Origin of the sequence: Shewanella pealeana ATCC 700345 (assembly GCF_000018285.1) — a bacterium.
Taxonomy (GTDB): domain Bacteria; phylum Pseudomonadota; class Gammaproteobacteria; order Enterobacterales; family Shewanellaceae; genus Shewanella; species Shewanella pealeana.
The window spans coordinates 301,767-320,022 of record NC_009901.1; the positions used below are offsets into that span (position 1 = coordinate 301,767).

General features: G+C 45.2%; 17 protein-coding genes. 8 read left to right on the forward strand and 9 right to left on the reverse strand.

All coding sequences use genetic code 11. The features are described 5' to 3' along the window. The first annotated feature begins 51 nt into the window (after positions 1 to 51). From SPEA_RS01470 to SPEA_RS01480, 3 genes are all read left to right on the forward strand, one after another. Complete coding sequence (locus SPEA_RS01470; RefSeq protein ID WP_012153538.1) at positions 52 to 1,182, forward strand: S-(hydroxymethyl)glutathione dehydrogenase/class III alcohol dehydrogenase; 1,131 nt, start codon at positions 52 to 54, stop codon at positions 1,180 to 1,182. 128 nt (positions 1,183 to 1,310) lie between these two features. After that, positions 1,311 to 2,150 carry an S-formylglutathione hydrolase gene (gene fghA / locus SPEA_RS01475; RefSeq protein WP_012153539.1) on the forward strand — a complete coding sequence of 280 codons (840 nt, stop codon included), beginning with the start codon at positions 1,311 to 1,313 and terminating at the stop codon, positions 2,148 to 2,150. 228 nt (positions 2,151 to 2,378) lie between these two features. Continuing rightward, positions 2,379 to 2,705 (forward strand): DMT family transporter, encoded by a 327-nt coding sequence (locus SPEA_RS01480; RefSeq protein ID WP_012153540.1) that lies wholly within the window; start codon positions 2,379 to 2,381, stop codon positions 2,703 to 2,705. Between the two features lie 142 nt (positions 2,706 to 2,847). Here the strand turns inward: SPEA_RS01480 and SPEA_RS01485 are convergent, their stop codons facing one another. The 3 genes from SPEA_RS01485 to SPEA_RS01495 form a co-directional block, all read right to left on the reverse strand. Beyond that, complete coding sequence (locus tag SPEA_RS01485; protein WP_012153541.1) at positions 2,848 to 3,495, reverse strand: hypothetical protein; 648 nt, start codon at positions 3,493 to 3,495, stop codon at positions 2,848 to 2,850. 60 nt (positions 3,496 to 3,555) lie between these two features. Continuing rightward, positions 3,556 to 4,251 (reverse strand): HupE/UreJ family protein, encoded by a 696-nt coding sequence (locus tag SPEA_RS01490; protein WP_012153542.1) that lies wholly within the window; start codon positions 4,249 to 4,251, stop codon positions 3,556 to 3,558. A gap of 135 nt (positions 4,252 to 4,386) precedes the next feature. Then, positions 4,387 to 4,845, reverse strand: a complete 459-nt coding sequence (locus SPEA_RS01495) for a hypothetical protein (RefSeq protein WP_083766699.1) — start codon at positions 4,843 to 4,845, stop codon at positions 4,387 to 4,389. Positions 4,846 to 5,069: 224 nt separating this feature from the next. Between SPEA_RS01495 and SPEA_RS01500 the strand changes: the two genes are divergently transcribed. Continuing rightward, the gene (locus tag SPEA_RS01500) at positions 5,070 to 5,489 is read left to right on the forward strand and encodes a DUF6491 family protein (RefSeq protein WP_012153544.1); all 420 of its coding nucleotides are present in this window, start codon (positions 5,070 to 5,072) and stop codon (positions 5,487 to 5,489) included. Positions 5,490 to 5,666: 177 nt separating this feature from the next. Here SPEA_RS01500 and SPEA_RS01505 read toward each other — a convergent pair whose 3' ends face one another. Together SPEA_RS01505 and SPEA_RS01510 are read right to left on the reverse strand one after the other, a co-directional pair. Further along, positions 5,667 to 7,313, reverse strand: coding sequence for a ShlB/FhaC/HecB family hemolysin secretion/activation protein (locus tag SPEA_RS01505; protein WP_041410764.1), 1,647 nt, complete (start codon positions 7,311 to 7,313; stop codon positions 5,667 to 5,669). A gap of 193 nt (positions 7,314 to 7,506) precedes the next feature. Next, on the reverse strand, positions 7,507 to 8,727 hold the full coding sequence (locus SPEA_RS01510; RefSeq protein WP_012153546.1) for a threonine/serine exporter family protein: 1,221 nt from the start codon (positions 8,725 to 8,727) through the stop codon (positions 7,507 to 7,509). A gap of 214 nt (positions 8,728 to 8,941) precedes the next feature. Between SPEA_RS01510 and SPEA_RS01515 the strand changes: the two genes are divergently transcribed. From SPEA_RS01515 to SPEA_RS01525, 3 genes are all read left to right on the forward strand, one after another. After that, complete coding sequence (locus tag SPEA_RS01515) at positions 8,942 to 9,340, forward strand: MAPEG family protein (RefSeq protein WP_041410765.1); 399 nt, start codon at positions 8,942 to 8,944, stop codon at positions 9,338 to 9,340. A 220-nt stretch (positions 9,341 to 9,560) separates the two neighbouring features. After that, complete coding sequence (locus tag SPEA_RS01520) at positions 9,561 to 11,894, forward strand: YgiQ family radical SAM protein (protein ID WP_012153548.1); 2,334 nt, start codon at positions 9,561 to 9,563, stop codon at positions 11,892 to 11,894. Between the two features lie 191 nt (positions 11,895 to 12,085). After that, positions 12,086 to 12,427: a YkvA family protein gene (locus tag SPEA_RS01525; RefSeq protein WP_041410766.1), complete on the forward strand. Its 342-nt coding sequence runs from the start codon at positions 12,086 to 12,088 to the stop codon at positions 12,425 to 12,427. A 38-nt stretch (positions 12,428 to 12,465) separates the two neighbouring features. On the opposite strand, the gene lpxL is transcribed toward SPEA_RS01525, so the two are convergent. Beyond that, positions 12,466 to 13,395 carry an LpxL/LpxP family Kdo(2)-lipid IV(A) lauroyl/palmitoleoyl acyltransferase gene (gene lpxL, locus SPEA_RS01530; protein WP_012153550.1) on the reverse strand — a complete coding sequence of 310 codons (930 nt, stop codon included), beginning with the start codon at positions 13,393 to 13,395 and terminating at the stop codon, positions 12,466 to 12,468. A gap of 189 nt (positions 13,396 to 13,584) precedes the next feature. Here lpxL and SPEA_RS01535 point away from each other — a divergent pair, with 189 nt between their 5' ends. Further along, the gene (locus tag SPEA_RS01535; protein WP_012153551.1) at positions 13,585 to 14,169 is read left to right on the forward strand and encodes a hypothetical protein; all 585 of its coding nucleotides are present in this window, start codon (positions 13,585 to 13,587) and stop codon (positions 14,167 to 14,169) included. Positions 14,170 to 14,343: 174 nt separating this feature from the next. Here SPEA_RS01535 and SPEA_RS01540 read toward each other — a convergent pair whose 3' ends face one another. The 3 genes from SPEA_RS01540 to SPEA_RS01550 all read right to left on the reverse strand — a co-directional run bounded on the left by SPEA_RS01540 (position 14,344) and on the right by SPEA_RS01550 (position 18,192). Then, on the reverse strand, positions 14,344 to 14,910 hold the full coding sequence (locus SPEA_RS01540; RefSeq protein WP_012153552.1) for a lipid-binding SYLF domain-containing protein: 567 nt from the start codon (positions 14,908 to 14,910) through the stop codon (positions 14,344 to 14,346). Positions 14,911 to 15,068: 158 nt separating this feature from the next. Further along, positions 15,069 to 17,129: a S9 family peptidase gene (locus tag SPEA_RS01545; RefSeq protein WP_012153553.1), complete on the reverse strand. Its 2,061-nt coding sequence runs from the start codon at positions 17,127 to 17,129 to the stop codon at positions 15,069 to 15,071. A gap of 157 nt (positions 17,130 to 17,286) precedes the next feature. Beyond that, entirely contained in the window at positions 17,287 to 18,192 is a 906-nt protein-coding gene (locus SPEA_RS01550) for a hypothetical protein (RefSeq protein WP_012153554.1), read from the reverse strand. Positions 18,193 to 18,256: the final 64 nt, after the last annotated feature.

Genomic DNA, 18,256 nt, shown 5'->3' on the forward strand with positions numbered 1-18,256 from the left:
CACTACGGTGACGCACCGTAATTTAAAGTTTATTAAAACTAGGAATACAAAATGACAGCACAAACAATCAAATCAAAAGCCGCAGTTGCCTGGGCAGTTGGTCAACCGCTATCTATGGAAATCGTAGATGTTATGCCGCCTCAAAAAGGCGAAGTACGTGTGAAAATGATCGCTACAGGCGTATGTCACACAGACGCATTTACTCTTTCTGGTGACGATCCAGAAGGTATTTTCCCTTGTATTCTTGGTCACGAAGGTGGCGGTATCGTTGAGTCTATCGGTGAAGGCGTAACTAGCGTTAAAGTGGGTGACCACGTTATCCCTCTTTACACTCCTGAGTGCGGCGAATGTAAATTCTGTAAGTCTGGCAAAACTAACCTTTGTCAGAAGATCCGTGAAACTCAAGGTAAAGGTTTGATGCCAGATGGCACCACTCGTTTCTCTAAAGATGGTGTTGAAATTTACCACTACATGGGTACATCAACTTTCTCTGAATACACAGTATTACCTGAGATCTCACTAGCGAAAGTTAACCCTGAAGCGCCACTTGAAGAAGTTTGTCTACTAGGTTGTGGTGTCACAACCGGTATGGGCGCGGTAATGAACACCGCTAAAGTAGAAGAAGGCGCAACTGTTGCTATCTTCGGTATGGGGGGTATTGGTCTGTCAGCGGTTATTGGCGCGGCAATGGCTAAAGCATCACGTATCATTGCTATCGACATTAACGAAAGCAAGTTTGACCTAGCGCGTAAGCTTGGTGCTACTGATTGCATCAACCCTAAAGACTACGACAAGCCAATCCAAGATGTGATTGTAGAGCTTACAGACGGCGGCGTAGATTACTCATTCGAGTGTATCGGTAACGTACACGTTATGCGTAGTGCATTAGAGTGTTGTCATAAAGGTTGGGGTGAGTCAGTTGTTATTGGTGTTGCTGGTGCAGGCCAAGAGATCTCAACTCGTCCATTCCAGTTAGTAACTGGTCGTGTATGGAAAGGTAGCGCGTTCGGTGGTGTTAAAGGCCGCTCTGAACTACCTGAATACGTTGAGCGTTACCTAGCAGGTGAGTTCAAGTTGAGTGACTTTATCACTCACACTATGGCTCTTGAGCAAGTTAACGAAGCATTTGACCTAATGCACGAAGGTAAGAGTATTCGTACTGTTATCCACTTCGACAAGTAACATCATTGTCTAAAATAACAAGCGCTCTCTGGCGCTTGTTATTTTTAAAGGCTTAATTTTTAAAGATAGAGCTTTAAAGGTTGAGCTTTACAGAATTAGTTTAAAGAATTTATAGGAGTCGGTATTAAATGACCGTTGAAAATATCAGTGTAAATAAGAGCTTTGGTGGTTGGCATAAGCAGTACAGCCATCAATCTAAAACACTTAATTGCGCAATGCGATTTGCCATTTATTTACCGCCTCAAGCGTCAAATGGTAAAAAAGTGCCAGTGCTGTATTGGTTGTCAGGTTTAACCTGCACCGATGAAAACTTTATGCAAAAAGCCGGTGCTCAGCGTATGGCTGCTGAGCTGGGTATTGCGATTGTTGCCCCTGATACCAGCCCACGTGGTGACGATGTTGCCGATGACACGGGTTACGACTTAGGTAAGGGCGCAGGTTTCTATGTTAACGCTACCCAAGCTCCTTGGAACCGTCATTATAGAATGTACGATTATGTGGTTAATGAATTGCCACAGCTGATTGAGTCTATGTTCCCGGTTAGTGATAAGCGCTCAATAGCGGGCCATTCTATGGGCGGCCACGGTGCACTCGTAATTGCCATGCGTAATCCACAGGCTTACCAGTCGGTGTCGGCATTTAGCCCAATTACGAACCCTGTTAACTGCCCTTGGGGCAAGAAGGCGTTCACTGCTTATTTGGGTCGTGATACGACAACTTGGGTTGACTACGATGCGAGCTTATTAATGCGTCAAGCGACTGAGTTTGTGCCAGCGCTAGTGGATCAAGGTGAAGCTGATGATTTTCTTATCGAACAGCTAAAGCCAGAGGTACTAGAGGCCGCAGCCAAGATGAGTGGATATCCTTTAACGCTAAATATGCAAGAAGGCTTCGATCATAGCTACTACTTTATCTCTAGCTTTATCGAAAACCACCTGCGTTTTCATGCTGAGCACTTAGTTAAGTAGTCGCTTATATAGGCGCGATTACTCGCTGACATTCCGACACGAGAAGCTGCCCACCAAGGCAGCTTTTTTTATTGCTAATGTTCAGGCCTCAAAGAGATTATTACCTAAGGGTAAAAGTCATTTGTATTTAATGGTGATTATCAATTCTTACTAGAGGGATATAATAGCCTCACTAATTTAAATATCTTTGCAAACATAGCGTTGCTGAACAAATATTAAGGTAAGAGCATGAGCTGGATTTTTCTTTTATTGGGTGTGGTTGCGGAAGTGTTATCTCATGTGGCGCTAAAAGCCACCGATGGTTTTAGTAAGCCTTTACCTGCGGCCCTGGTTATTTTAGGTCACCTAACAGCTTTTATCTTTTTAGGCCAAGCAATGAAGGGCATGCCAGTAGGTGTGGTGCATGCTTTATGGGCCGGTTTAGCGATTGTGTCAGTGACATTAATCTCAGCTCTATTTTATCGCGAACATTTGGATATGACGGCTTGGATTGGAATGGTACTGGTGGCTGCAGGTGTGATGATGATTAACTTCTCACAGGGGCATGCTCATTAGCGATAAGCTAATGAATCAAAAATAAAAAGCCCGCAAGCTTAGCGCTTGCGGGCTTTTATTTTTGATTCATCTAAGGGGTAATCTAGGAGCTAATGCAAAGATCTAGCTCTAAGAGTGTTCACCCAAGATGCATGCAGCTTGGTTACCCCTTAATTAAATAAGCGCCTTTGGTGGATAAGGTTACCGTAATAGGTAGGTTCGTTTTGTTTTTCCAATACCAACCATGGGAGCCTGCAAAAGGGGTAGTTAGTGTACCCTTCATTTTACTTGCAGTAGTCATCGCAAAGCTTTCGTAAAAGCCTGTGCTATCACCTTGTGGCTCGCCATGAAAATCAAAAAATAGTTCGCCGCCATCGGTACTCCAGTCGTATTCCAAGTGCTTACCTTGATTGAGTAAAAACTTGTATTCGAGGCCCTTACCTGCAGCGATAACAATATTCACTTTATCTTGGCGCATGCCTGGTTCTTGTGCCCTTGCTTGCTTTATTTCATTCACTGTCGGTGCGGGGGCGATCTCTAGAGTATTAGAAGCGCTGGACGTAGTTTTTTTCGGTGATACTAGAGGGAGTGGGCTGGCGTCTGTTTGCGCGGCTTCGGCAATCTTGGTCAGTCCCACAGCTTTACCTATGCCTGTTGGGTCGATGTTGTACTCAGCTGGTAAAATAGCGATGACCAATACAATTGCTCCAATCAATACTGCACACATACTGGCCTTTAGCAGCGTTGCATTCGAGTGGACTGGGATGGTGTTTGGGTTATCGATATTGGTTTGGTTATTGATGTTTTTCATTGTTGTTCCTTAAATTTATCTCATTTTCAATCTTGGGATTAGTGTCTAACTTGGATGCATCTAGCTAATGAAATAGCCAGTGAGCTGGAAGCCCACAAGCATTACGCCGGCGCTCATCAACAAGGTACTTGTCACCGTTGAAAACTGCAGGTAGCTTTTATGCCGACGCCAGATACTCATTAAAATGAGCACTAATCCAAGCGCTAAAAACTGGCCGATTTCGACCCCCACGTTGAATGCTAAGATGTTTGGAACGAGTCCATCTTGCGGTAATTGAAACTCCTGAATTTTAGTTGCCAAGCCAAAGCCATGAAACAGACCAAATATCATGACTGCGACTTTTGTATTGGGTTGAAAACCAAATACTCTTTGAAAGCCTCCTAAGTTATCAAAACCTTTATAAATAATGGAAAAGCCGATGATAGCGTCGATCAGATAGGCATTTACTTGTATGTCATAGTACACGCCAACTAACAGAGTAATGCTGTGGCCAATGGTGAATAGACTCACATACAAGAGCACGTCTTTAGTGCGGTAGAGGAAGAAAACCACTCCGACTAAAAACAGTAAATGGTCATAACCCGTGACCATGTGTTTAGCACCAATATAGATAAAGGGCAGAATTGATACCCCTTGGTTAAGAGTTAAAAATTGCTTGGTATCTTCATCGACACCATGGGCAAACAGTGAAAAAGAGGCGAATAGCCCGCATAGCATCACCATGAATTTAATGGCTGTGCCCAAAGATTGGCTCATTGCTGTTACTCCAAATTATTTTAGATGTTATTAAGCGCAGCGAAATAGGCTGATATATATCAGTTGCTTATGCACTTATTTATAAGAACGACTTAAATACTGGTAGTCAGTTATTTAAACATCGCTAAACAATAATTAGGTGTGCGGAGGAGGGATCGGTGGCGCATAGCGGTGACCCACGTAGCGTATATCGTTATCGCTAATAGTCTTGATGTGAATAAATTGGCTGGAAAATACTGTTTCTACAGGTATATCTGACGGTGTATGGCCATGATTGGCATGGTCATGTTCCGTTAATTGATTAGGTTCAGTGTTGAATGTGTTATCGCCATCGACTGCGGAGTCGACTGCAAGGTAAGGCGTGATAGATTCGGTGGCATTAAATGCGTTAGCAGCATGTGAGTGATGTCTGAATGTCTCAACTACTTCATGGCTATGATGGTGATATATCGATTGTCCTAATGGGTGTTCACCATTTGGGTATTGCACCGAATAGGCAGAACTCACGGCAAAAAACTGACACACAAAAAGCATTAGCATGATTGCCAATGTTGATTTTGAATGTTGCTTAGGCTGAACTTCAAACCTAAACATGTTTTGCATCCCTGTAAAAATAATAGCCCCTGATGAACGTTATGATTAGCATTGCGACTTGAGCATTAAATCAGATTGGTTTTAAAAGCGCTAGGGTAGATAGTGTCATTATTAAGCAAGTTTAATTAACGGCATTGCACCTTGTGCAGTAACTTTAAATAGCCGTTTGTTGCTTATTAACCGCGTGCGGCTACAGTTAATTTTACTGAAGCAGGAGATATCTTATGCGTACATTACCAATACTGTTGTTGATATTGAGCATTGCATTGAGCGGTTGCGCCTCGAGCGAAGCGAGTAAAGAGCGGGCCGCAATGTATACTTTTACTGAACTTGAACAGGTAAATTCAATCGGTAATTTTCGTATGGATGGTTGGGAAAGTGTCGATAAATACTCAGTTATCGTTAATTCCCGACCTAGGCAGAGCTATTTGTTGATCTTGAGTGGTGGCTTAAATGATCTTAAATTTGCCCAAGGCTTATTGGTAACATCCACTCTCGGCAAGGTCGAGGTGGGTTTTGATACTGTCTCTACCGTGCAAGACCCTATGATGAAGGCGCAAATAAAGCGGATCTATAAGCTGGAGAATAAACAGCAGAAGAATGATATTAAGGCCAAAATTGAAGCCTTCGCTGATAGCAAGTAGCGTTGGCTCGTGGGTCTGGCTAATAACTTTTAGTCGTGGTTCAGAGTAATCATATCGGCCAGCATTTAAGCCTCTCATTTATTAGAGGCTTTTTTATATAGTTCGTCTTCTGGCCATGGTTCCTAGGAGGCGTCTATCAGCATAGACTTCAGCCTAGTCGCCCAATTAACGACATGGTTAGAAATGACTCTTCACCTGAAAACGCCACTCCCAACTATTCACTTCAGGCCCTGATGTATAGGGCACACTTAAGTCGATATGGGCCACATTGCCGTAGCTCGATTTCGATGAATAAATTCGCGCGCCAATACCGAAACTGCCGATAGGTGATGACACCGCATTGTTTTCATCGGGGCCGCCAAAGGCGTGGCCCACATCGGTAAAAATTGCCCAGCCGAGCTCGGCTAACTGATACAGATTGATATTGGGGTAGTGACGGAGTTCGGCGGTAAAGGCCCATTGATGATCGCCATACTGATAGTCATTTGGGTAGCCGCGAACGCCTGTCTCATCACCTAAGGCAAATGGCTCGTCTAAGTAGTTATTTTGCGAAGTGCTGACTCTGAGTTTTGAGTAGGCAGTCCATTTTTGGGTGATATGGTAGAAGTACTCTGCAGCAAGATTAACTTGATAGAAATCTTTTTGGCTGGTGGCAAACACCCCTTTGGCATCCATCCCTAATAAAACCAGCTGTCCATCGCCTTGATAGCCACGGCTCGATATCAAGTCAATATGGTAACCAATAGGTGAGTTATCACTGATATCTCGAGTTTCTATACCGAGCTTAAAATAATGCTGCCAGCCTAAGTTAAAGTCCTCATTATTTTTAATTAGGTGCACATTGTTGAGCACCTTAAAGTCATCTTGTAGATATTGATATGCGATCCATGGGTAGAGGAAATCTCGGTCTTGTGGCAGTGCTGACATAGGGTAACTATCGACATGAGCGAACTCGTGCCTGTCTTGGGTAATCCCCGTGATAACTCTTGAGAGTTGTTTGCTATCGCGCTCGACTAGCCAACCTAAATGGGCGTTGTTATAGCTCTCGATATGTTCAAACTCACTGATATCCTGTCCGTTTTGTTTGAGTGTGTCGATACGTAAATCATCTAAGTATTCGGCGGAGTAGCTGTGAGTGCCATCTAAACTGTAGAAAGGTTTTTCAAAATAAACATGCTTTGCTTGGCCATCGCTATTATCGTAAAAGCTTGCGGCGATAGTCGCGTGTTTGATGACGTTCACAGGTGCTTCAACGGCAAACAGATAGCCCGTTCTATCAACGTTTGATTGATACTTTATACGGGTACGAATGCCGTAGCCGAGCAAATTATCTTCTTTAAGACCGAACGAAAACTTGCTCTCCCCACCGCTATGGCTGGCACTAAAGGTTGGTAATAGTGACCAGTTGTCCCAAGTTTCGACCAGAATATTTTCACCTTCATCGGCAAGATCGGCATCAGCAGCAGGTTGGGAAAATGTGACTCTGGCATCGCGAAGATAGGCTTGCGCCCGTAGCAGTCGTTGTGCTTCTTCTAAGTTTTTTAGGCTGACTTTATCGCCCTCTGAAAAGCTCAGTTTATCGCGGATCACCAAGTCTCGAGTATTGATATGTAGGTAATTGGCCCATCGATGAATAAAAAAAGTTTCGGGGTCGGATAGGTCAAAAATGTCATTACTCTTGATGACAATATTCTTGGTTTGCTTTTTTTGCTGGTAATCATCTGCAGCTTTGTTTTCGACAGCGGTAATTTTTTTTTCAGCCGAAGCTGCACCCGCTTGGATGCTAAAAAATATCGATAATGCTAGGCCGCAAACCCGTTCCATAGATAGCAGTCCTCCTTGGCTAGTATCGACAACAGGCATAGATTAATAACATATGCTAAGTGTAGATTAGTCAAGTAATAACAGGCTGTTTAACTTAGGCTAAACTTGGAAGTTAGATTAAAGTCGAGAGGTTTTAGCCTAATAAAAAGAGCGCCTATAAGCGCTCTTTTTCGGTATTGATTGCCGTTAATTCTTACAGGGTGCGCCTTGGTGGCACTGCGACATTGGCAAAAATTAAGCCCGCAACAATTGACATGAAAATTAAGAAGATTTGAATGCCTAAGTGCGACTGATTAAAGATAGTCTCACCCAAGATTAAGGTATTAAGGCCGATATAGGTTTTGCTGCCGGGTACTAAGATGACGATACCTTGTAAGAGTGCGATAGAGGCGGGAGCCTTCATCCAGCGGGCGAAGAGGTTGGAGTATACGCCTACTGCTAATGCACCAAAGAAAATACCGATAGATTCGCCAAAATAGAGTCCACCTAACATGGCTGAGAAGAAGGCGACGATGCCCGCCATAATCCCCCATGGTGAATCTTTTAGACGCGCTTTAAAGATAATCACTAGCGCTGTAGAAAGAATGGGGACCGCCGCCCAAATTCCCCACTGGGGTAAAGATTCTGGCGGCTGATAGGTTACTTCACCAAATAGTGTCTTACCTATAGCCATGCCTAAGATCACCCCAAAATAGAGCTTAAATAGCAACATGAAGGCATCCATGACCCTTGCTGTACCTGAGATTAAATCTCGTGCAGCCAGTTCGGCTAAGCCGAGCGTCAAGGCTAAACCGGGTATGAAAATGATAATGCCAGAGAGGATCACTACGGGAATATTCACCGAGGGATCAAATTGGGCAATGGCATAGGCGGCAATAGCGCATAAAATGGCGGCGAGAGGTTCAAGCATCTCAGCCATGCGTTTAGAGCGCTCGGCGCGATAGACTAAACCATAAACCATTAAGCCTAATATTCCTGACCAGAACACATCGTTCCAACTGGTGCCCATTAACATGGCAAAAGCACCTGCTGAAGTGCCAAAGGCCATTAGGGTTAATTTGGTGCCGTAGGGGTTAGGCTTATTGGCAATTTCTTCTAGACGTTCAAGTGCCTCACTAAGCGTGCGTTGACCAGACATGAGCTCTTCGACTAACTCATCGGTTCTAGCTAGTGAGCCTAAATCGAGTTCACCGGGTTTCACTCGGGCGACGTGGTTATATTCTTGGTCTTCCTCATGTTGCAGCACAAAAGTCATCGCAGTAGGCGAAATCAAAAAATAACCTTCAATGCCGAGCACGTTAGACACACCTTGCAAGTGGGCTTCAAGGCGGTAGGCCGGAGTACCAAATTTATGCAGTGCCTTACCGAGCCTAATGATGAAACGGCGCTTTTCTAAAAACTCTTGATTATCCACTATCTTACTTCGCTATAGGTGACTTCAGGATGATTCGCTTGATTAAACAACTGCTTATTATGATTGTTATTGGTTGTTCGGCGCAGATGCTCACTTGGCATATTTTGACGAGCGCATCTTACCTTATTTGGGCTAAAAAAGTTGCCATTTATTTACATAATGTTCCGCAATTGTAATGCTGCGGTGTTGAATACGAATTTTAATGGAAATCATCATGTCACTAGCCATATCTGGTCTGTATATCAGCCTCACCGCATTGCTTATCGTTGCTCTGACTTATCGAGTGATAAAACTAAGGCGTACCCATAAAATCGGTATTGGCAGTGCTGGTAATGAATCGCTGGCATTAGCTCAAAGGGTGCATGCCAATTTGCTTGAAAATGCGCCCATAGCCTTGCTGTTGCTGCTGGTCGCCGAAACCAATGGCGCTAACAATTTGTTACTGCATTTATTCGGTAGCATTTGGTTAGTCGCCCGTTTAATGCATGCCGTAGGTTTAACCCAAGGGAAGGGGGGTTACCATATTGGCCGTTTTTGGGGCATGTTGTTAACTTGGGCGGTGATTATTGGCTTGGCCTTAATAAACTTATTTTCGTTTATTATCGCACTCTAGTTTGACTGTATCGATTACGCCTAAAAAGCGTTAAAGCCAAGCCTAGTAATACCCACAGCCTAATTAGGGAATAAGACGCTATACTAAAAAAAGCATCAAATCGATGCTTTTTTAGTCACACCTTGCAGGCGGAGCCTGTTATACTCCGCGTCCCCGTTGCGAGAGCAAGTTGGGGCGCGAAATCTGCGTATTTTTTGAATTCAGTTAGGCTGCCTAATCCATGCAAGTAGAATCCACGTTATTTACCTTTTCCAAATATCGCCCTGAGCTCACTCGCCCAGCGCCTTTTTTGCCTATGTCCCGTAAGGAGATGGCAAAGCTCGGTTGGGATAGTTGCGACATTATTATCGTGACTGGCGATGCTTACGTGGATCACCCAAGCTTTGGTATGGCCGTTATTGGCCGCATGCTGGAAGCTCAAGGTTTTAGGGTGGGGATTATTTCCCAGCCTGATTGGTCAAACAAAGAAGATTTTATGAAGTTAGGTAAGCCTAACCTCTACTTTGGCGTGACCGCAGGTAACATGGACTCGATGATCAACCGCTATACGGCCGAGCGCCGTATGCGTCATGACGATGCATATACCGCTGGCAACATCGGTGGTAAGCGTCCCGATCGCGCAGTAACGGTTTACACCCAGCGCTGTAAAGAAGCCTTTAAGCAGGTTCCTGTGGTAATTGGTGGTATAGAAGCCAGCTTACGCCGTATCGCTCACTACGATTACTGGTCCGATAAAGTGCGCCGCAGCGTGGTTTTAGACGCCAAAGCCGATATCTTAGTTTACGGTAATGCCGAGCGCCCTTTAGTAGAGCTGTCGCACCGTTTAGCCGCTGGTGAGCCTATGTCACAGCTGCATGATATTCGTGGTACCACGGTTATTCGTAAAGAGCCATTGCCTGAGTGGAAGGGCGTTGATTCACGCAAAATCGATCAACTGCATAAGATTGACCCTATTCCTAATCCTTATGGCGCCGATGACGTAGGTTGTAAAAACCTGTCCGGTCCAACGGACGAGAAAATATTCGACAATGATGCGCCTAAGGCGATCAGTGTTCAGCCAGCAAGACCAAAGCCGTGGGAAAAAACTTATGTTTTACTCCCAAGCTATGAAAAGGTGTCAGAAGATAAGTATTTATACGCCCATGCCTCGCGTATTTTGCATCAAGAGCAAAATCCGGGATGTGCGCGTGCGCTATTTCAAAAGCACGCCGAGCGCGCTATTTGGGTTAATCCGCCTGCGTGGCCACTGAATACCGATGAGATGGATGGCGTGTTCGATCTGGCTTATCAGCGCGTACCGCACCCCTCGTATGGCAAGGAGAAAATTCCTGCCTACGACATGATTAAGACTTCGATTAATATCATGCGAGGCTGTTTTGGTGGCTGCTCATTCTGTTCGATCACCGAACATGAAGGGCGTATTATTCAGAGTCGTTCACAAGATTCGATAGTCAAAGAAATTAAAGACATTCAAGAGAAGGTGCCGGGTTTTACCGGTGTTATCTCTGATCTTGGTGGCCCGACGGCAAACATGTATCACTTAGGCTGCACTAGCGTAAAGGCCGAGAGTACCTGTCGCCGTCTATCTTGTATCTTCCCGTCTATTTGCGGTCACTTAGATACCGACCATCAGGCGACCATAGATCTATATCGCGCTGCCCGTGATATACCGGGGATCAAGAAGGTATTGATCGCCTCGGGTGTGCGTTATGACTTAGCCACCGAAGATCCTCGTTATGTGAAAGAGTTGGCGACTCATCATGTAGGTGGTTATCTGAAGATTGCCCCTGAGCATACCGAAGAAGGCCCGCTGAATAAGATGATGAAGCCGGGGATGGGCACTTACGACAAGTTTAAAGAACTTTTCGATAAGTACTCACAGGAAGCGGGTAAGAAGCAGTATCTGATCCCTTACTTTATTTCGGCGCATCCGGGGACCACTAACGAAGATATGGTGAATCTGGCTTTGTGGCTAAAGAGTGAGAAATTCAAGCTAGACCAGGTGCAGAATTTCTACCCATCGCCTATGGCGAATGCGACCACGATTTATCACACCGAGCTTAACTCGCTTAAAAACGTTAAGCACAATAGTGAACAGGTTACAGTGCCGAAGAAAGGTCGTCAGCGTAAGTTACATAAAGCCTTGCTGCGTTATCATGACCCTGTAGGTTGGCCACTTATTCGTGAAGCGCTTATTGCCATGGGTAAGGAGAAGCTGATTGGTAATGGGCCATCTTGCTTAGTACCGGTAGAGACACGCCAGGAGCGTGAAGCTAACCGCAACAACAAGAAGCTAAACACTAAAGATGATGGTAAAGGCAAGAAGGCGGTTACGCGCTTTTCAGCAGATCAATTTGATGATCGTAAAGCAGTTGGCAAGTCTGGACAGAGTATGGCTGGCGGTAATAAAGCAGGTCAGAAACAATCAGCTAAAAATAAGGCTGGTGGTGATAAGGCGAATCAGAACAAGGCTGCACAAGGTAAGCCTGGACAAGCTGGCAAACGTCCACCTAAGAAAAATGCCTGGGGCACCACGCCTAAGCATCAAAGGTAGAGAACCAAAGGTAAAGCAGTAAAACGCTTGGGGCGCTCAAACAAGTGCCCTAAACACCAAAGGTAAAGAACCAAAGGTAAAGCAGCAAAGGCTGGCTTTCTGTCTATGTCTAGGCTAGCTAAATAAACTAAAATGAGGGAATATCTTATACTGATTGGTATTAAGTATTCCCTTTTTTAATGGGCTCGATAATGACTCAAGAGACAAACGATAGTATCGAATATAGCGACGAAAGCTTTTGGCAAAAGGTAAAACTATTTGCTAAAAAAGCGGGCCGAGAAGTGATAGATAACGCCCTGTGTCTCTATTATGCGGCTAAGCGTCCAGACACGCCTAAATGGGCCAAGACGGTGATCTTTGGCGCGCTGGCCTACTTTATTTCACCGATTGATGCCATTCCAGACTTAACTCCTATCATGGGATTCTCAGACGATCTCGGCGCCTTGGCAGCGGCATTAGCCATGGTCTCTATGTATGTCGATGATAACGTAAAAAACCAAGCCGCCGAGAAAACAGCAGCCTGGTTTGATTAGTAGGTTAAAGGCTAGATTTTAGAATCGCTTTTAAAGCATTAATACAGAGAGCTTTCACCATCTGGGCGGTTCTTAAAGCGTCTATGTAACCACATATATTGGCTTGGCTTAGCCATGATAGCCTCTTCAACAATCTTATTGATAAAGCAGGCTCCTGCGTGTTCATCTCCCTTGGGAAACTTATCTATCATTGGCTCTTTAATAGTTAAGGTGTAGTGGCCACTATCGTTATCACGTACAAACACCACCGGTACTATGGCGCAGTTAGTATTGTCTGCTAACAGACTTGTTCCCGTTGTAGTACAAGCATTTTCTACGGCAAATAGTGGCGCGAAAGTAGAGCGGCGACGACCGTAATCATGATCCGGTGCGTACCACATAAAAGCGCCATTATTGAGTGCCTCCAGCATAAACTTAACGTTCTTACGATGGATCAAGGTATGACCACCTTGAGAACGGCCCTTTAATTGGAAGTAGTCAAAGCAAGGATTGTTGTTTGGGCGGTATACTGCCATGCCCTGCGCATATTGGCCAAAGGCACGACCGCTTAACTCAAGGTTGAGTGAATGCACTGCAATCAGCAATGCGCCACGACCTTCGGTTTTAAGCTTTTCGATATGCTCTATGCCAACTACGCTGGTGTGCTTGGCAATACGCGCATTAGACCAAAACCAAGCCATGCCCGTTTCGAATAGGGCTAATCCGGTATTCTCAATATTCTGTTTGGTTAACTTTTCACGCTCGGCGTCAGTCATGTCTGGAAAACACAGCTCAAGATTGCGCTTAATTGTGCGTGTGCGACGCTTCATAAAGCTAAGTACGACGCGGCCGACTAGCTTACCTAAACGAATTTGAATCGCGTATGGTAATAGGCTGCAAAGGTAGCTAATGCTAATAATTAATAAAACACACCAATATTTGGGATGTAGCATTGCTAGTGAGAAGGTTGGAACTGTGTACTTACTCATGTGGGATTGAGCTTTTAGTGATACTGAAAAATGTCGCGGGATTATACGTGATATTTTTCACTTTATAGCTATGTATAATTAGTTAATTAATCTAAAGCCTAGAGGGTGATTGATTTATAAAGTATTTAATCATTCAGTTAAAATTTATCTGTTTATGCTAGGGTTAATTTCCCATCATTGGAGATAATAATGAAAACAATAAAATACTCACAAATCGCCCTGCTAGCGGCTACAAGCTTTGCACTGCCAGCAATGGCAGTCACCTCTGAGCAGAGTGCATTTTTCGATAACCTAGCGGCTCATTGCGGTAAGGCGTTTGAAGGTACTGTGACTGCCGGCAATAGCGCTGATTCAGCCTTTAGCGGCAAAAAACTCATTATGCATGTGCGTGAATGTAGCGACACAGTGCTAAAGGTGCCATTTCATGTGGGTGATGATCATTCCCGCACTTGGGTGATCACCAAAACTCAGTATGGCTTGCATCTAGCTCACGATCATCGTCATAAAGATGGCTGTGAAGATAAGGTGACCATGTATGGCGGCATGACCGCAGATATGGGCAGCGCCACCGAACAGTCATTTCCAGTCGATGCTTACTCGATTAATAACTTTAGAGAAAATGGCTTAGACGTGTCGGTGACTAACGTATGGCACATGTACGTTAAGCCACAAGAATTTACTTATCGCCTAACCCGTGAAAATCGTGATTTCAGAGTCGATTTTGACCTGACTAAACCAGTCGATTTGCCACCAGTGCCTTGGGGTCATAAATAAGTCATTTACTATGATGTGAAGGATGTTGTTTGCTTAGGTTCTAGTTTTTAATTGCTAGGACCTAGGACCTAGGACTTATCTTCTCTCGCAGTGACGAAGTCACGTCTTCGTAGGGCGAAGCCCGACCTCGTCTTTGCTTTAACTCTTTGCTTATTCCTAGAACCTTCTTTTCCCCTACTTCTCTTCAAATGTAAAAGACTGGCCAGCAAGGGCTGCTTCAAACATTAATCCGCCTTTTGCTACGGTAAATACTGTCATGCCATTGATATAGGCTGCCTTGGCTGCGCCTTTACCTGCACCAGCTGAGTTACCTGTGGTGCCTGCTTGTGCATTGGCGCCAATAGTGATGGCCACGGCAGAGGCTTGTGCGCCAAACTCGAAGCTACCACTGGTAAAGTCTTTGTAGGCGGCTTCATCTTTAAAGAAGATGATTTCACTGTAGGCTTGACCGCCTAGCTGAAAACCAAAAGAAATCTGAGTTAAGCTGGTGTCACCGGTATAGCTGCCACCACGATAGACTCGGCCTTTGCCATAGGCGGCACCTATGCCTATTCCGCCTTTACCCACGGTTGGGAAAAGCGCATAACCGTAGGCGTTATTGAAGAATTTCTGAGTTTCGTTAGCTTGTTGAAAGGTACTCTTAGCCTGGGAATAGCCGTCTTCGGCGAGCGCCTGTGGCGCAAGCATCACGCTGGCAAGTAAACATAAGCTGGTGGTGATCCTCTTGATGAAGCGTGACATATTTTCTCCTCATTCCATAGACAGGCTAAACTTTAGCATACCCATCCTGAACAGAAAGTGAATACCAGAATTGTAACGGGGCTTATCTATACTAAAGGCAAGGTAAAAGCGCCAATAGGCGCTTTTCTTTGATGGTTAATCAATTCTAAACAGGAACATTATTCGACAGCTTGGCCTAAAACATAGTGATTAAACCACTGCTGATCCCACTCCATCTTGGCCTTGCGATGTTGGTACTTACTTAGGCCATGGCCTTCACCGGGATACACTACTAATTCGACAGGCACGTTGAGGTAGTGGTGCAGCGCGCGATATAGACCTTGAGCATGACCCACAGGTACGCGCTGATCGCCTTCACCTATATGGATTAAGGTCGGGGTCTTAATCTTATTGGCATAGGTTAGCGATGAGCCATGGTCATAGGCCTCAGGCTTTTCCCAAGGTAGGCCTTCCATAAAGTTGACTACATGCCCCGGTGTATCTTCAAGCATCCACTGTAGACGTTGATCGAACACGCCAGCACCAGAGCTTGCCGCCTTGAAACGGTTATTGGTGCTGATGAGTGCGTTGGTGAGGTAGCCACCATTACTCCAGCCCATCACTGCCATCTTGTCACCATCGACGATGCCATCAGCGATCAATTGATCCACACCAGCCATGATATCTTTGACTTCGATATCGTGTTCACGACCGACAAGATCGGTTAAGAACTTATCACCATAGCCCGTAGAACCTCGATAGTTAGGTGATAGCAGGGCCCAGCCGTTGGCGGTAAAAGTCGAACGACCGTAAGATCTATGCTGCAGTGCATAAGGGGTGGCCGAGGTGGGGCCGCCATGAATTTGTACGATCAATGGCAGTGGACCGTCTTCCTTCTTATAGCCAGCAGGCAGATCTAAAATCCCTTCGACCACGGCACCATCTGGCGCAGTCCATTTAACGATAGACACTTGTGGTAGCTTCCAGCTATCGACCTGAGGATTGATATTAGTCAGGCGCTTTGCTTTAGCGCGGCTGCTATTGGCGTCGGCGATAAACAGATCCGAGAAATGATCTAAGCCGTTGTGGCTAAAAGCAACTGACTTACCATTTTGGCTAAAGCTATAACTGCCTATGACCATGTCACCGGGGATCACGGCGCGAGTATCGCCTTGTTCGCCATCATCTATTTCAGTGCAGAATAGCTTTACGCGACCATAATCGGCGCCGCGATAGCAGAGTTCATCACTGTTTGGGCGCCAAGTCAGATCGCTGGCCGTGAGGGTGACATCGCCGGGGCGTGATACTTCCAACGATGGCTTGTCGGTTGATTTAGCGTTAGCGATAAATAGCTGGCCGGGATGGCCGTCAAAGTCAATTCTAAAGGCTAGCTCAGTGTTGTTCTCTTGCCAAGCAAGCCCGAGCAGCCAGCCGTAAGCTGAGGGGGCATTATCACGCCACTGAGTATCTGCTAACACGCTGTTTTGTTTGGTTTTGGTATCGAAAATCTCAACGTATGACCAACCTTCTAAAAAGACCAGTTCGTTGTCTGTGGTGGTGATACGAGCTATCTTGCTGCCATCTTGGCTGACCTTAAACTCCCAAACGACTTTGTCATCATCGAGGAGTAACTTTTGCTTAAAATGCTCGAGATCGAGTTGATATAGCGGATTGGTTTTTTGCTCGCCATGGCCATATTTCGGCGCACTGTGGCTGGTGCGCATCGACGCCCATTGATCTGTGTCGGTTGTGGTTTTAGTGGCTAAGAAATACAAGCTTTTGCCATCATGGCTAAGTTCGAATCCTGCCACGCCTTCCGCTTCTTTGGTCATAGGTTGACTGTCGCCGCTGCTGACTGACAGGCGAAACACCTGAGTCTTACCGTTGAAAGGCGCCTTTGCTCCTTCCTGCTTTATTTTGCCGAGATAGTAAACATACTCGCCATCAGGACTCCACTGGGGGCTTGATTCGCTCTCGTTGGTGAAAGTCATGCGTTTTGATTGGCGAGATTTGGTATCTAGCAGCCATAAATCACGTTGGCTCTTATCGAGCTCCTTGTCCCATCGAGACTCTAACCAAACCGCGTGTTTACCATTAGGGCTCAAAGTTACCGAGCCCATGTTACCGATATCGAAAAAGTCATCTATGGTGATATCGTGAGTTCTGTCTGCCGCCATGGCGGAAAAGCTGCTGCCTATCAGCGCGGCAGCGAGCAGAGAAAGCTTGTGTGCTTGCTTCATGTATTAATTCCTACCCTTCAATAAGTTAACTGTTATTTATTATTTTATTTATATGGTTTTTAAAACCAGGGTTAATACACTAGCGCAACTTTTACGCAGTTGGCTATGAAAATTACGCTAGTTTAGATTTTCTTTATGATGAATCAAATGGATGGGGTTATGGGCGATTCAGGTCTTTATTTTGCTTTTCTTCCTGCATCAATTGATGCAAGTAGGCTATCTCTTCTGAGCTGAGTAGCTGCTGACTGGCAGGCATAGGCTTTCTTTGGGGCTGCTGCTGGGCAAGCTTGCCACGTAAATAGGCGGCTCGAGTGATCTGATTGAGGCCGTAGATTGCTAATATGTACACGGTTAATAGCATGGTCAGCCTCGTTGTGGCTTGATTGACCATAATGGCTTGATCGCCTAGATAAAATGGCAAAATGATAAGTACAGCCCTGATAAGCCAGTTGCTCATGAGCGCTAAGGTTAGCACCAGTAGCCAGCGAAACTTGATGTCTTTCAGGCTATCTTGGTGCAAGCGAGAGGCTCGGCCTGGATAGCGGCTTAGCATTTTAATGATGTAGTAAAAATAGAGCCCCGTTTGGATAAAGAGTAGTGCGGGTAGCAGCATGGCTAGCAGGCTTAAATCTGTGGCTTCAGTTGGCTGAGAAAGCCCTATGCCAGTCCCGTGATTATCGAATAATAGGCGATAGACTATAGCAATAATGACTAGAACAGCGATGAAGAGTGCTGGATAAAAGTGACGCGAAAAACCAATGGCTTGTTCGATGTCATTTAGGCTGCGGTCGCAGTAGAGATAGAGCAACGGCATCACAAGGAAGTAAACAGGGATGATTAGGGTGAATACTAGGTGGATAGGCGCGGGAGCATTGTTACTGGTCAGTAGGCCTGTAAAAAAATACAGCGCCATAAGACTGAAAATATTTGCGAGGATCTTATGGTTACCATTTTTTTCACTGTAGATATAGCGGATATACAAGCCTAGGCCTAGACAGTGAATACCGCCAAGCAATGAGAGCCACCAATAACTTTCAGAGAAAAACTCGCTAAATTCATTCATGCTAAACTCATTTCAACGTATTGCTCACCCAGATGCAAGTGCTGAATATTTAAACATGTTCAAT